At 66.6% G+C, this 13908-nt stretch carries 11 protein-coding genes, 1 tRNA gene and 1 pseudogene; 4 read left to right on the top strand and 9 right to left on the bottom strand.

The window, feature by feature from the left end:
• The first annotated feature begins 24 nt into the window (after positions 1-24).
• The 3 genes and pseudogenes from Pla175_RS06910 to Pla175_RS06905 all read left to right on the top strand — a co-directional run bounded on the left by Pla175_RS06910 (position 25) and on the right by Pla175_RS06905 (position 3496).
• Positions 25-498: a carboxymuconolactone decarboxylase family protein gene (locus Pla175_RS06910; protein ID WP_145282496.1), complete on the top strand. Its 474-nt coding sequence runs from the start codon at positions 25-27 to the stop codon at positions 496-498.
• Between the two features lie 141 nt (positions 499-639).
• Positions 640-1110 (top strand): annotated as a pseudogene (locus Pla175_RS27000) (putative immunity protein); the annotation flags it as partial.
• An 835-nt stretch (positions 1111-1945) separates the two neighbouring features.
• A complete protein-coding gene (locus Pla175_RS06905) occupies positions 1946-3496 on the top strand; it encodes a cytochrome B6 (RefSeq protein WP_145282494.1) in 1551 nt (516 codons plus the stop codon).
• Between the two features lie 543 nt (positions 3497-4039).
• Here Pla175_RS06905 and Pla175_RS06900 read toward each other — a convergent pair.
• The 8 genes from Pla175_RS06900 to Pla175_RS25830 form a co-directional block, all read right to left on the bottom strand.
• Positions 4040-5692 carry an FAD-dependent oxidoreductase gene (locus Pla175_RS06900; RefSeq protein WP_449301092.1) on the bottom strand — a complete coding sequence of 551 codons (1653 nt, stop codon included), beginning with the start codon at positions 5690-5692 and terminating at the stop codon, positions 4040-4042.
• A gap of 452 nt (positions 5693-6144) precedes the next feature.
• A complete protein-coding gene (locus tag Pla175_RS06895) occupies positions 6145-7887 on the bottom strand; it encodes an L-lactate permease (protein WP_145282489.1) in 1743 nt (580 codons plus the stop codon).
• 186 nt (positions 7888-8073) lie between these two features.
• Positions 8074-8994 (bottom strand): NAD(P)-dependent oxidoreductase, encoded by a 921-nt coding sequence (locus Pla175_RS06890; RefSeq protein WP_145282487.1) that lies wholly within the window; start codon positions 8992-8994, stop codon positions 8074-8076.
• Between the two features lie 537 nt (positions 8995-9531).
• Positions 9532-9604 (bottom strand) — tRNA-Ala (locus Pla175_RS06885).
• 281 nt (positions 9605-9885) lie between these two features.
• Positions 9886-10062 carry a hypothetical protein gene (locus tag Pla175_RS25835; RefSeq protein WP_197527543.1) on the bottom strand — a complete coding sequence of 59 codons (177 nt, stop codon included), beginning with the start codon at positions 10060-10062 and terminating at the stop codon, positions 9886-9888.
• Between the two features lie 65 nt (positions 10063-10127).
• Entirely contained in the window at positions 10128-10583 is a 456-nt protein-coding gene (locus tag Pla175_RS06880) for a phage holin family protein (RefSeq protein WP_197527321.1), read from the bottom strand.
• 24 nt (positions 10584-10607) lie between these two features.
• Positions 10608-11012 carry a hypothetical protein gene (locus tag Pla175_RS06875; protein WP_145282482.1) on the bottom strand — a complete coding sequence of 135 codons (405 nt, stop codon included), beginning with the start codon at positions 11010-11012 and terminating at the stop codon, positions 10608-10610.
• Positions 11013-11070: 58 nt separating this feature from the next.
• Positions 11071-11493 (bottom strand): CsbD family protein, encoded by a 423-nt coding sequence (locus Pla175_RS25830; protein WP_197527320.1) that lies wholly within the window; start codon positions 11491-11493, stop codon positions 11071-11073.
• A 396-nt stretch (positions 11494-11889) separates the two neighbouring features.
• On the opposite strand from Pla175_RS25830, the gene Pla175_RS26740 reads away from it, so the two are divergent.
• Positions 11890-12012: a hypothetical protein gene (locus tag Pla175_RS26740; RefSeq protein ID WP_261342809.1), complete on the top strand. Its 123-nt coding sequence runs from the start codon at positions 11890-11892 to the stop codon at positions 12010-12012.
• Positions 12013-12020: 8 nt separating this feature from the next.
• Here the strand turns inward: Pla175_RS26740 and Pla175_RS06865 are convergent, their stop codons facing one another.
• Positions 12021-13898 (bottom strand): HEAT repeat domain-containing protein, encoded by a 1878-nt coding sequence (locus tag Pla175_RS06865; protein WP_145282477.1) that lies wholly within the window; start codon positions 13896-13898, stop codon positions 12021-12023.
• Positions 13899-13908 lie beyond the last annotated feature (10 nt).

Genomic DNA, 13908 nt, shown 5'->3' with positions numbered 1-13908 from the left:
ATCGAACGCAATAGCGAGAACGCGATGAGCACGAGTGCCAAGCCGACCGTCGATAAACAAAGCACCAACGCCTACCGTGCGATGCTGGGCGTGGAGAAGGCGCTGACGCAGGGCAGCATCGAAAAGCCGCTGCGAGAGTTGATCCATCTCCGCGTGTCGCAGATCAACGGCTGCGCTTTCTGCATCGACATGCACTGGAAGGACGCCCGCGCGGCTGGCGAATCAGAGCAGCGGCTCTACGGCCTCTCGGCCTGGCGTGAGAGCCCCTACTACAGCGAGCGAGAACGCGCGGGCCTCCTGCTGGCGGAGGAGCTCACCCGGGTGGCCGACCGCTCGATCCCAGAGGAGGTGCATGAAGCAGCCCGCGAGAGTTTCAACGACCAAGAAATCAGCGACCTAGCCTGGACCGTCAGCGCCATCAACGCCTGGAACCGTGTGAACATCGCCTTGCGGACAGTGCCCGGAAACTATCAACCGCCCGGAGCACCGAAGAACTAATCGGGTCCACGGCCGCCCGCCCGGCGTACGCCCCTCATTGTTTGTTGCCCACCCCGCGATCGACGGTTCGTTGCTGTTCATTGAGGGGGGCTGCTTGAGCGGGAGGATCATGGGTTTCTTGCTCGGTAGGCAGCAGACTGCGCCGAGCGGGAGCTTCCCCTCTTCACTCAGTTGAGCGACGACGATCTTCGCCCCCATCAATCACTGGTGGCCGCCTGCGCATTGGCCAATGGTGAGGTCAAGACGGGTGTCGCGATGAAGGCGTCTCTGGCTGCCCCTGCGGCGGCACGCCAGGTCAGGGACAAGGGGGCGATCGCTGCGGCTCGGGCGGCGGGGCAGGCAGTCGCCACGGCCCACATGGCCGACCGCTGCATGGGTGGTTTGCTGTATACGCTCACGGCCCTCGAGGCGTCCGGTGCTGCCTCCCAAGCGGGGCTGGAGTCGCAGCTTGCAAGGCTGCCTGAACACCTTCGGTCCGCTGTTTCATCGGGCGTTTGCGCGAGACTGCCAGTCTTGGGGTTCGGGGAGCGGCTCATCAGTGACGCCCAGCGGCACAGGCCTGGCCTAACCGTCGGCCCGGCTGAGCGGCGACGCCTGCCCCGCAAAATCTGAGCTAGCCGGAGAGCCCGCGCGGGCGGTGAACCACGCCGAGTTTCCGCTGTGTCTTCAGCGCGGCTCTTGCGACACTCAGCAGCATGCTCGCAGCGATCGGTGCGGTCGGCGGTTGAGTCTTCTGCCTGGCCAGGGAGCCGCGGCGCCGCACACGGCCTTTGCGACGCGCCCGCTCGCCGTTGGTTCACACCGGTTGATTTGGGTTTAGCAACAGAGCCCTGAAATGGCTTACCGCCACGAGATCGCGAGGACGACGGGTACGAAATTTGCAAGCCGCGGGAAGCCAGGAAACACACTTCCAGCGTCCCAAGGCCTTCTTGCCCCGATGGAGCGGACCAACCTGCGGGAAGATTATGGCATGACTAGCACATTCAGATCCGTGCAGATCCAAGGAAATCGCGCTACGTTCTCGTCGCGTGGGTGCGACCAGCTCAGACAGAGCAGCGAGTTGCTCGATGTGCGACCGCCCGGGTTTGAAAACAGCCGGAGCGCCGGGGCCAGGCACAGAACGATCGCGCGGGACGGGGTTCACGCGGGCCGCGACCCCGGCCCAGGCGGTCCTGTTGGAAAAGCTCACCACGCACCCGGCAGCATGCGGGCATCGAGGGATGCGTCGAACCCGGCCCCCGCGTGCAGACGCCTTGTTTCGAGCGGCTCCTGCTCAACACGAGATGAGTAGAAGGAGCCACGCCACGGGAACTAGCCGTGCATGAAACGCCCTTAGAACTTCAAGTGGCCCGTAGATTCAGATCGGGTCTCTCGGGCTTCGGAATTGCAGCGACGCCCGAGCGGCTGCGCCCCACGTCAAATTTTTAGCTGAACAAGGAGAACTTCGATGTACAACCGATCGAGCTTGAGTGCCGTAGTGGCGGCAATGATCTTCTCCGGCGGCCTGGCGCTAGTCGCCGCGCAGCAGGGCGAGGAGCAAACTCGCACGCCACCCCCTCCGGCCGACGCCGTTGCCGAGGCGCAGACGACTCGGGAGGTCCCAGCCACACGCCCGGAACAGAAAAAGAGCGCACACGACCGCTCGGACGTCTTCGACGCGCGGAAAGCGTGGCCGTCGTCCCCGGTTTTCGAGAACCAACCGAAGGAAGGCAAAATCTCGGGGTTCGACTTCTACCGTGACCCGCTGAACTCCGATCGGCCGTACCAGACGTTCGAGGAGATCTACAAAAAGGAGAGCGCCGGAAAGCCAAAAGTGATGCAGGCCCAGCAAACCCTGTTGGAGCGCCGCTACGTGCTGGAGCCGCGACTCGATCCCGAGGCGAAGATGTCGCGAGGCAAGCCGCTATGCGTGGGGCCCACCGCTCGGCTGGCGGAGGGGATGTCCTGGGGGGAGCTCGCCGAGATGTCTCCGGGCGAGATCGAGGAGCAGGGCGTCTTCCCTTACCCGTCGCTGCCTCACCCGCTGCAGGCCAATGGCGGTCAGGTCTTCCCGCGGATGCAGATCGAGATGTTTCCGCGGCTGGAGCGATTCGACGTAGGCTTCGACCTGCCCGAGGCGTTCTTGCCGGAGTTCCCGCCGGCCATCTACCTCAACAACCGGCCCGAGTTGGGCGACGTCTCGCGCGGCGAGGTCGTCTCAATCAACAACTACTACCGGCTGTTCAAGGACGTGCTGACGCCGGTGCAACTCGATGGCCTGCGGCTGCTGCTAACGCCGTTTCCGCAGGAGGAGTTCAACCCGACCGACGACCGCAAGAGTCCCCGGCCCAGCCTCGGGGTGACGTGCTTTGATTGCCACGTCAACGGGCACACGACCGGGCAGTTCCACCTAAACCCCGACACCCGCCCCGAGGAGCGGCGGATGCGGCTGGACACGACGAGCCTGCGGGGGCTGTTCAACCAGCAGATCCACGGCTCGAAGCGGAGCCTGCGTTCTGTCGAGGACTTCACCGAGTTCGAGCAGCGGACGGCCTACTTCAACGGCGATGAGATCCACGCCATCAAGAAGGGGATGAATATCCTTGACAGGATCCAGGTCAGCCACATGGCCCAGCTGCAGAACATGCTGGACTTCCCTCCCGCGCCGAAGCTGGACCCGATCACCGGCCGGCTCGATTCCCAGAAGGCGACCGACGGCGAGTTGCGGGGAGAAGAGCTATTCTTCGGCAAGGCGGGGTGCGCCGTATGCCACCCGGCTCCGTTCTACTTGGACGACAAGATGCACGACCTGCACCTGGAGCGGTTCCTGAAGAACGAACCGGGCGACGGACCCATCAAGACGTTCACGCTGCGTGGCATTAAGGACAGCCCGCCGTACCTGCACGACGGCCGCTGCCTCACGCTGGAGGATACCGTCGAGTTCTTCAACCTCGTGCAGGGCCTCAACCTGACCCCCGAGGAGAAGCGCAATCTGGTCGCCTTCCTGCGATGCCTCTAGCCGACCGTTCCAAGACCCGCACTCCCCCGGCCGGCTTGGCCACGACAAGCCAAGCGGGCGGCCGAGGCGGGGCGGATGGCGCTCGTAACCCGTGGCCTTGCGATCCCAGGGTCCCGTGTCCGTGACGATACGAGCACACGATGCGTGTGGGCCGTTCGCCGGCCTTATCGGTCCTTCCGCGGCCAACTGCGGCGTGGACCCGCCGGGCGCCGCACGCCTGGGCGCAGCTCAACCCCAACCGCGCGCTTCGGAACCCTCGTAGCCGCTCGTTGTTGGCGGGACACGCCGCGATCACCCGGGCATTAAGTTTGCAGGTCGAATGCTCCGTCGTGACGTGACCCGGCCGCCTAACTTGTGGGACGCTAGACGGGAGGCTTCTGGAGGACAACGCCGCGCGGCCGGCGTCGCCGAGCGATGACCAGCCGGGGCCCTGGCCATCCGTCAGATGGAACAGGCGCTCAAGGCGACTGTGGTTAGCGCCGACGCGCTCGACTGGGGCCGGCTCAAGCAGGGCGGCGCGGGGGGCTGAGGGGATCGGTTGGGCTACTCACGTGCCGAGGTCTGCGCTTCGCAGACCTGACCGTCGGCGTCCAGCCTGGACCTTAGCTGTTGGTAGTCTAGGTCTTGTACGGGGATGCCGTCATCGATCGCCAAGCTGGCGGCCGTGGCTGCGCTCTGCCCCAGGATCATGAAGACCGGCTCCATGCGGATCGAGCCAAAAGCGATGTGTGAGGAAGAGACGCACACGGGCACCAACAGGTTCTCGCACTGCTCCTTCTTAGGGGTCAGCGCGCCGTAAGCAATCTCGTAGGCCCGCGGGACACGGACGCCAACGTCCCCCTCATTCTGCACGGTTCCCTCCGGGGTCACGTAGCGCTGCACGTTGTGAGAGTCTAAGGTATACGAACCCATGCCCACCGACTCAGGCGTTTCGCGGCGGTCCATGCAGTCCAGCTCCGTGAGGACGTAGTCGCCGACCATGCGGCGTGCCTCGCGGACGTAGATCTGGTGCGGCCACCCTCCGGTTTCGGTGAACTCGTCCTTCGCGAGCCCCCACTCGGACATCTCGGACCGCACGTCCGCGGGCATGCGTGGATCGTTGGCCATAAAGTACAGCAGCCCCTGCTGGTACGTCCGGTGCTCCTGGAGGATCGCTTCGCGCTGTGCGTAGGTCCCCTCGGGGTACGCATAGTTGTACCCGATATTGTCGGTGCTAAAGGGGCCGTGATTGTTGGTGTCCGTCTTGTGGTTGGGCATCGGGTCGAACTTCTCAAACGTCTCGCGCCAGCCCGTAGCAAACACCCGCAGCAGCAGCTCGTACTGGCTGGGGTCGTAGCCTGCGGGCTTGGGGAAAGGGATGCGGTTCTCGGGCGAGTTGGTCAGGCACATGCGGTAGCAGTACGCCTGGATCCGATCGTCCCCCATCCCCTTGTCGCCCGGCGGCTCATCGCTGATCCGGGGCAGCAGCCCGCTGGAGGGATCGCCGGGGATGCGGTAGGGATCAACCGGTTGTTTAAAGTAGTGCTGGTGCTGGAACACGCCGGTCTGCACCCCGTTCCACGACTCCCCGTAGACGCTATTGGCCTCGCGGCCGACGTGATACTCCACGCCCGCCGCGGCCATCAGGTCGCCCTCGTAGGTGGCGTCGATAAACACCTTGCCGCGGTAGGCGTCGCCGCTGAGCATGCGGATGGCGACGATCCGGGCGTCTTGCTTCTCAACGCCGCTGTCGCGGTCGAGCCATTCGTCCCGCACCACCGGGATTTCGTGCTCGCGTATCAAGTCCTCAAAGACGGACTCGGCCACGTGCGGCTCAAAGATCCACATCGTGCGTTGGCGCCCGTCGCTGGCCCGGGCGCCCAGGCCGCGGCTCCCGTAGGACTCGCGCGACTGCCATTTCCAGGCGGCGTCGTCTTGATAGCGCCGCCAGATGCGGTGGTAAAACTCGCGGGCCAGGCCGCCGATGACCCCCTTGTTGCCGGTGTCGGTCCAGCCCAGGCCCCCCGCCGTCAGTCCGCCCAGACGCCGATCGGGCCCCACGAGCACGACAGATTTCCCCATCCGTTTGGCCTGCACCGCCGCCATCACGCCCGCGGAGGTCCCGCCGTACACGACGACGTCGGCGGCTCGCGAGGTTGGGGCCGGCTCTGCTGCGACGGTCGCCAGAGGGCTCGCCGACAGGAACGCCGCGAGCAAAACAAATCTGACGCCGATTTTCGATGTGCGAAGTACTAGCATGTGGGCCATAACTATCTCTGGAAGTGACGAGGGAACCGCCTCGACGCGCCTCGAGCGAAGCGGCCGCACGCAGTAGTGTACTGCGCCCCGGCCTTGCCGTGGCCGCGACGCGCGGTCCGTCATTCTAAGCCGGGCTCGCGCGGTGTGTGAGTGGTATCGGGAAAGGCGCCCTGCTCGGGGCCGGTGCATGAGCGGGCGCCCTTTGCCCCGGGTCGGTTTCAAGGGCACGGCTTCGGTCGGCGGCTCCGCCAGCCGGGGCGACGAAGCGGCCCGTGCGCGTTGGGGCGGCGCCCGAATGGCCGATGCGGGCTTGTTTGCGGCGGACTAGCCAAGACTGGGGGGAGGTCTCCTGCGCCGCCGGCCGCCTGAGTGCTGCTCCGAAGCCACAGGCCGATCCGGCCGGCTCGCTCTTACTGCAACCGATCGGCGATCAGCCAGAACACGATGCCGGGCGTCAGTGCGTAGTAGAGGAACACCGGAAGCGTTTTTCGGATGATCGTCCCCTCCTGGCCCGTGAGGCCCACCACCGCGGAGGCGGCTACCACGTTGTGGACGCAGATCGTGTTCCCGGCGGCGCCGCCGATCGCCTGGAGCGCAACCATCCAGACAGGGTCGAACCCGATCTTGACGCCCACGTCGAACTGGAAGAGCGAGAACATCATGTTGCTCACGGTGTTGCTGCCCGCCACCGCCGCCCCGATGCCTCCAATCGTCGGCGCGACCGCCGGCCAGGCAGAGCCCACGAGCGCCGCCGCTCCCTCGGCCAGCGCGATCGGCATATCGGCGTAGCCGTTGACTCCCCCGCCGCTGTTGATGAACACTTGCACCATCGTGACCGCAAACACGAGTGCGATGCTGGCGCGGCACATCGTCTGCACGGAGTTTCGCCACGCGGTGGCGTAGCCGGTGATCGTAAAGCCGTGCAGCGCCTTGAAGTACGCGAACGTGATGAGCGACACCACCAGAAAGATCGTGCCCGGCAGGTAGAGCGGCTCTACGCCCTCGTGCAGCGGGGTGCCCAAGAAGCCACTGGCGGGGTTCGCCGCGTCGAACCCGATGGGCAGGTTGAAGCTGAGCGCGCTGAGCGCAAGCGATTTAAGCTCTGGAACAACGCGTGTCGCGACCAACAACGCGGCGACCAGGAGGTAAGGAACCCAGGCGGCCAGGGCGCCCACCGGACGCGTAGGTTCCCCTTCACAATGCGGGCTGATCGAGCCGGTCCACGACCCGTCCCACTGCTCGGCGGGGGCGAAGTCCCAGGTGGCTTCTGGGGGGGGACACAAGAACCCCCGAGACGACGCGAACACCACGATCGCCAGACCGGTGAGCCCGCCGAGCAGGGAAGGGAACTCCGGGCCCAGAACAAACGCGGCAAGCAGGTAGGGCGCCGTCATCGCCAGCGCACTGAACAACGCGAAGGGAGCAACCGCCAGCCCGTCGCGCAGCGACCGGTTGGGGCCAAAGTACCTGGTCATCAGACACACCATCAACAGGGGCACCAGCGTGCCGAGCGCCACGTGGATCACGGCCACCCGCTCGCCAATCAAGTGCAGGAACTCGGTCCAGCCGACCGCGCCCGGCGCGTACCCGAGCTGGGTCGCGTACGCACGCACCGCCTCGCCGCCGGCGCCGGACAGGCCGTTGTTCACCCCGATCAGGATGGGCGTGCCGGCGGCGCCGAACGACACCGGCGTGCACTGGATGACCATCCCCGCGAACACCGCCGCGAGCGGCGGAAAGCCCAGCCCCACCATCAACGGCACCGCCAGAGCGGCCGGCGTGCCGAACCCGGCGGCGCCTTCGATAAACGAACCGAACAACCAAGCAATGATGATCGCTTGGACCCGCCGGTCTGGAGAAACGGCGTGGAAGCTTCGGCGGATACGCGACATCGCCCCGCACTGCTCCAGAGTGTTCAAGAGGAGCACGGCGCCGAAAATGATGAACAGCAACTCACACGCGATGACCAAGCCTTTGGCGCTGGCCGCCGCGACCTGCACGATCGGCAGGCCCCACACCCCCAACGCCAACGCGCAAGCAGTTACATAGCACAGTGGCATGGCGCGGCTCGCCGGCCAGCGGAAGCCGACCAGCAGGACCCCGACGGTCAGGATGGGCGTAAGGGCCAGCAGGGCCAGCAGCGCGGTAGACATGGGGGGTCGCTTGCGGGGATTGAGAGAAGAGAGAGGAGGTCTGGAGCCAGAGTCGCCCCAAGTACGCCTGGGGCTCCCGTCACGCCCGGCCGCTGGGTCGCGCGTCGCCTGATTATGTGGCCGGCGGAACCCGCGTGTCACCTGCCTCCCCGAACGAGGCTCGCGCGTAGAGTGGTGGCCCGCGTGTTATTCACGGCTGCTCCAGTCGACGCCCGACAACTTGGCAAGCACGACCTGCAGCCCCTGGATGCCTAGCCGGCCGTCTCCCTGCGCCTCCATCGCGGTATACAACTGCTGGGCGAGGCCCAACCCCGGCAGGGCGAGCTTCATCCGGGCGGCCTCCTGCAGCGCGATCCGCATGTCTTTTAGGAAGTGTTCGACATAGAACCCGGGCTGGAGGTCGTTCGCCACGATCCGCGGGCCGTAGTTGGTCAACGACCAACTCCCCGCGGCGCCGCCAGAAACAGACTTCAGCACGGCCTGGATGTCTAACCCGGCCTTGTGAGCGTACAGCAGCGCTTCGCAGACCCCGATGATGCCCGTGGCGATCAAGGTCTGGTTGACCATCTTGGTGTGCTGCCCCGCCCCGGCCGGGCCCTGGTGGACGATGGTTTTTCCCATCGCGTCCCACAACGGGTTCAGTGCTTGGACGACCTCCGCGTCCCCGCCGATCATGATCGACAACGCTGCGTTGCGGGCGCCGACGTCTCCCCCCGACACCGGCGCATCCACGCTATGCACCCCGCGCTGGCTTGCCTTCTCGTAGATCTCCTTGGCCAGCTCCGGCTCGCTGGTCGTCATGTCGACCAGCACGCCCCCTTCGCGCAGGCGGCTCAGCGCGCCGTCCGCCCCCAGAATGACCTGCCGGACGTCCGACGGAAACCCAACGATCGAGAAGACCACGTCGGATCGCTCGGCCACCGAGGCCGGCGTGTCGGCCCACGCCGCGCCGGCGTCGAGCAGGTCCTGCGCTTTGGCCTTGGTGCGAGTGAAGAGGGTGAGCGCGTAGCCGGCCTGCTGGAGGTGCGCCGCCATGCTGCGGCCCATCACGCCTAGGCCGATCCAGCCAACGCGCGTTTGCTGTGGGTGAACCTGCGCGATCCGCATCGGTGTTACTCCGCTTGTGTCTGCGTGGTAGGTCGTTGTCTCAAGGCCCAGCGGCGGCGCGCGTCGACTGGCGCCCGGGGGCCCGGCAACCAGTCTACTAGATTTTCAGTCCAGCGACGCCAAGAAGTGCGGAGCCGTTGCTTCGGTGATCGTGACGCCCAGAAGAAAGCAGGCTTCCTGGGCGATTGCCCGAACGCCGTCGGTCGAGGTATTGGCGTCTTCAATGGAGAGCCCGAGAACCTGATTCTCAGCTTCGCACGCCCGTGACCAGACGCGCTCGACAGGGTTGAGCTCGTGGGCCCAGAGGCGAAGCGCCGAAGTCTCGCTCAACGCCCCCCGCCGAGCGGACCAACGCCCGCAGGTCGGTCGCGAAGCGGGCTCTGCACGGGCCGGCGCGGTAGGAACGCCTCAGCCCCCTCCGAGGAATGAAGAGGGTCTCTTCGAGTGCAGTGATCGCACCCGCCTTGGCCTATTGGCAGCCCCCGCGACCATCGCGGGGCTGGGCCAAGGCCCGACGCCAAGAGTGTTCACGCGGAGTGGAGCCGACGCGATTCGAACGCGCGACATCCAGCTTGCAAAGCTGGCGCTCTCCCAACTGAGCTACGGCCCCAAGGGACCCTTCAGTTTAGGCCGGAATGGGCCGGTTGCAAGCGGCGGTCCTACGCGTGAGGTTTGGCGCTTGGATCGCCCGCCGTTGTTTCCTTGCCGGAACCGGGATTTCGCCCCGGGGGCGCCTGACTGCTTCGCTGCGACGGAGCGTTGGGGCAGTTGTAGGAATTCTCCTGTGTGCCGGAGCGCGGTCGGCGGCCGACCAGCACCGCAAAAAAACTCGGGCCGCGGCTGACGGTGAACGCCAGCGCGGCCCGAGGGTTCGTGGCTCGCGCCAAACCGCTACCAGGGCTTGAGCTTCCAGCCGATGATGAAGCCGATGCCGAAGCACCACAACGCCGCGACGTCGGGGTGGTCCTTGGCGTAGGTCTTGAGGTAGGCCGCGAGGTCCTGCGCCGGTTCCATCGTGTGGGACGCCGGCGCGACGCCGCGCGGGGCAGTTGCAGTGGATTGGCTCATACTGAAGCTCCTTGGGTGGGGCTCCGATCACGATCGGAACTAGGTTTGGGTTGTTGGGACTTGGGTTATTGGTCGCCTTCGAAAAGCTGCGAGATAGAGTCCTCCGCGGCCCGCAGGTTTCGCTTTAATTCACGCTTGGTCCGGCGGAGGAGTTGGCTAGCGCCGCGGACGCGGCTCCACGCCGCGGCGCCCGCGGCAAGCGCAGCAGTGAGGCCAACGGCGGCCACGATGAACAGCGACGCCATACGGGACAGCGACGTCGCCTCGGTCAGCAGTTCCGCCAGGCCGAGCATCAACATGTGAACGGCCGCGACGCCTATCACGCCGCAAACGGCGAACACGACCAGCGATCGGCCCGCGCGTTGCCTTGCCTCACCGAAGTCGGCCTGGATCAACTCTCCCTGCAGCTTGGCGAGTTGCGTTAGGCTGCGCAGCAGGTGGGCGCGGTTGGGGCCGGAGGGGCGTCCCCTTGGCCGGCCGTTGCCCGCCGCCGGATCGGCTTGCGTTGCGAAGCGTTGCATCGAACTTTCCATGGTGGCTGACGGTTACTTCGGGCGGGGGCGGAATGATTCGGCCTCGGCGTGCAGCGCTGCGTTGTCTTCCGAACGACCGGCGAAGACGTGCCGAGCCGCCGCGGAGAGGGCCGTTCGCAACGCGAGGGCCCCGACCGTGGCCGCAACGGACGAGATCACGCCGGAGGTCGCAGCCCGCTGTGGTGCTTCGGCCGGCCGCGGGGGACAGGCCGGACGGCTTTCGGCCGCCGGCGCGCCTCTGGGGACCAGCAGGTAGCCGACCCCCGCCGCCAGCCCGAACGCTAAAAGCGGGTGGGCGCGAACGTAGGTCTTCCAGTCGAACGCGTCGGCCACCGCCTCGCGCGTCGCCTGCGCGTGGCCGGGCAGGCGGGCGCGTGTCTGGCGGAGCGCTTTCAGGATGTCGGCCCGGTCTCGCATGTCGTCCCCAAGGGTGGCGTCGCCGGCGTGCCCGGCAAGACTGGAAAGTTACGTCTGTTTACCTTCCGGAACGGCCCACCAGGCTGACAATCACGCCGATCAACACACCGGCGCCGACGGCGACCACCAGCGATTCGACCGGGCGGCGCTGGACGACGCGCTCTGCGGCGTGGAGCTGGTTGCCCATCACCTCGCTGACGTTGCCAGCGAACTCTTGTGCGTGATCGGCGGCGTACTGGGCATACTGCTGGGCGGTCGAGCGTGCGTCGTCCAACAGCTTGCTGCTAGAAGAAGAGAGCGACCGCAGGGTCTTCTCGATCTGCTCGCGGGTCTCACCGCTCTTGGTCTGCAGGTAGCCGACCAAGCGATCGACGTTGCCCTCGACCTTGCTCCAATCGTCGTCCCGGATCTCGCCCCACTGCTGCTTCACTTGTCCGCGGAGGTCGTTCCATGCGCCGTGCATCTGTTCGGTAGTCGCCATCGTTAGTTCTCCTTCGAGCCAAAACCACGCGGGAGAGTCCCGCGGTCGCTGCACAGGAAGCACATGCCGTGCCGCTCCGCGATCGCTCTGCACAATCGTGCCCTGCAAAGCAGAAACGGTGGGCGGAAGGCCGGCGCGGCGCGTTGCGAAACCCGCAAAGGAGCGATGAGGCCCCGCTGAACTGGTTGCCCGCCAATCACCCAGGGCAGAGATCGACCAACAAGTGGCGCCCGACAGGCTGTGCGAAGAGGGCGCGACGACCAGCGCCAGGAACATTTCTTCCGGCTTGCGTCTGGTACGGCAAATGCATAGAGCCACTGGCCGCGCGTGTCGCACGGCAAGGTTTTGCAGAGCGGGAACTACTCCCGACCGGCTTCACTCAATGGATGCCCAACGATGAAAGCGACGCCAAGAGATACCCGTAGCGCGAAGGTAAAGTACGCACTGCTCGGTTGGCTGATCGGGCTGCCGCTGCCGATCATCCTTATTCTGTTCTTCGTGCGCGGCTGCGACTTTTGATCGGCCCGCTAGGCGCCGATACGCTCCAGCGTGCTCGCGGCGGCGCCGCGGACGGCGTAGCTGTCGTCCCCTGCGGCCAACTCCTTCAGGGTTGGCACGGCCGCCTTGGCGTACTTGGCCCACACGCCCAGCGCTTCGGCACACTCCAAGCGGGCGAGTTCGTTCTCGCTCTTCAGCCCGGCGATCAAGTGGGGGACGCCCTTCTCGGCAACTTGGGCGTCGCCGGGGCTGATCGCGGCCAGCGCCCACGCGGCGGCAGCGGCGTCGAACGGGTCCTTGTTGCCGAGGCCGGCGGTAAGCGCTGGCTGGGCCGCCTTGGCGGCAGGGCCGATCTTACGCAGTGCGAAGATGGCGGACCTCCGCACGAACTCGTCCTTGTCGGCGACCGACTTCGCCAACGCCTCGGTGGCGGGCGCCGCGGCCGGGCCGATCTCGGCGAGCGCGAGATGGATCTGCGCCTTCGTCGCGGCGTTCGAGTCGGCCAGCGCCTTGACCAGGGCCGGCACGGCGCCGCTGGCCTTGGGGCCGAGCTGCGTGAGGACCATCACTGCCAGCGACCGCATCTCGGGTCGCTCGAGCGCCGTGCTGGCCCGCGGCACGATCGACTCGCCCAGGCTCGCCAGCGCGTCGACCACGTTGGCCAGCACTTCGGGGTCCTTATCGCCGGCTAGCGCGATTAGCGCGGGGGCGACGTCCTCCGCCGGGGCGCCGAGCGACTGCAGGCTCTTGGCAGCCGCGTTGCGGAGCGTGACGTCTTCGCTGGTCAGCCCGGCCGTCAACGCTTTGACCGCCCGTTGCATGGCCTGCTGATCGTCGGGGTGGATCTTGGCGAGCGACCAGGCCGCCATCATCTTCAGGAACTTGTTCTCGCTGTCGAGCGCCGCCTCGAGCTGGGCGTCCGCTTCTTCGGCCTCGATGGCGCCCAGCGCGTAGGCAGCGGCTACCGGGACCGTGGCGTCGTCAGACGATTCAAGCAGGGCCAGCACAGCGGGCTCTGCGGCCTTGGAGCCGGGACCGAGGCTGCCGACCGCCAGCAGGGCCTGGATCTGGAGCTTCGAGTGCTTGGTCTCTCCTAGCAGCTTGGCGAGGGAGGGGGCCGTGGACGCGGCGTCGGGGCCGATCCGTTCGATCACCGTGCAGGCCAGGTACGCCGTGTCGGGGTTATCGAGCGCGCGATTGAGCAACTCGGCGGCGTGCCCGCCGTGCGACGCGATCGATTCTAGCACGATGGCGACGACCGCTGGGTCGTCCGACTCGAGCGCCACCGCAAGCGAGTCCAGCACGCTGTCGGGGTCGGGCTGGAGCCTGCCCAGGGCGGCGATGGCGGCCCGGGTGACACGGTCGTCTTTGCTGTTCTTCACGGCCGCGGCCAGGGCGTCGAAGGTCTCATCGCTGCGGTCGCCGATCTCACCGAGCGCCACCGCGGCGTGGTACTGGATGATCGGGTCGGCGTTTGTCAGCAGCGCCCGCAGGTCGCCGGCCGCGCTGGCCGCTTCGGGGCCGTAGTCGCCGAGGGTTCGGGCGGTCCGCCAGCAGACCTTGGGGTCGGGGTCCTTCAACAACAGAATCAGCTTGGGCACCGCCACCGCAGCGGAGTCGTGGCTCTCGCCAAGGTCGTCGATCGCGGCGTAGCGGGCCTGGGCGTCGCCGGAGCTGGCGGCGGCCAGCAGCTTTTCTGTCTGGTCGTCAGCGGTCTGGCCGGCCGCCGGTTTGGCGTCCTTGGCGGCAGCGGCTGAAGACGTTGCCGCGGCGTCTTCGGCCGGTTCGTTCTTCGCAGGGGCATCCTTCGCCGCAGGAGCGTCCTTGCCGGCGGGAGCGCAAGAAACCAAGGGCAGCAACGCCCCGACCAGTGTAAAGCACAGCCAACCGCGTAGAGACGCCTTCATCAGAAATCAC

The sequence above is a fragment of the Pirellulimonas nuda genome (genome assembly GCF_007750855.1).
Classification (GTDB): domain Bacteria; phylum Planctomycetota; class Planctomycetia; order Pirellulales; family Lacipirellulaceae; genus Pirellulimonas; species Pirellulimonas nuda.
The sequence above is the reverse complement of the archived record's forward strand: the minus strand, read 5'-3'. Positions and strand labels throughout refer to the sequence as shown.

Bases quoted from the DNA above. Each gene is read 5' to 3' on its own strand.
- Pla175_RS06890 (WP_145282487.1), bottom strand. From the start codon at position 8,994: ATGCGGATCGCGCAGGTTCACCCACAGCAAACGCGCGTTGGCTGGATC.
- Pla175_RS06895 (WP_145282489.1), bottom strand. From the start codon at position 7,887: ATGTCTACCGCGCTGCTGGCCCTGCTGGCCCTTACGCCCATCCTGACC.
- Pla175_RS25830 (WP_197527320.1), bottom strand. From the start codon at position 11,493: ATGGCGACTACCGAACAGATGCACGGCGCATGGAACGACCTCCGCGGA.
- Pla175_RS06905 (WP_145282494.1), top strand. From the start codon at position 1,946: ATGTACAACCGATCGAGCTTGAGTGCCGTAGTGGCGGCAATGATCTTC.
- Pla175_RS06910 (WP_145282496.1), top strand. From the start codon at position 25: ATGAGCACGAGTGCCAAGCCGACCGTCGATAAACAAAGCACCAACGCC.
- Pla175_RS06880 (WP_197527321.1), bottom strand. From the start codon at position 10,583: ATGCAACGCTTCGCAACGCAAGCCGATCCGGCGGCGGGCAACGGCCGG.
- Pla175_RS06865 (WP_145282477.1), bottom strand. From the start codon at position 13,898: ATGAAGGCGTCTCTACGCGGTTGGCTGTGCTTTACACTGGTCGGGGCG.
- Pla175_RS26740 (WP_261342809.1), top strand. From the start codon at position 11,890: ATGAAAGCGACGCCAAGAGATACCCGTAGCGCGAAGGTAAAGTACGCA.
- Pla175_RS25835 (WP_197527543.1), bottom strand. From the start codon at position 10,062: ATGAGCCAATCCACTGCAACTGCCCCGCGCGGCGTCGCGCCGGCGTCC.
- Pla175_RS06875 (WP_145282482.1), bottom strand. From the start codon at position 11,012: ATGCGAGACCGGGCCGACATCCTGAAAGCGCTCCGCCAGACACGCGCC.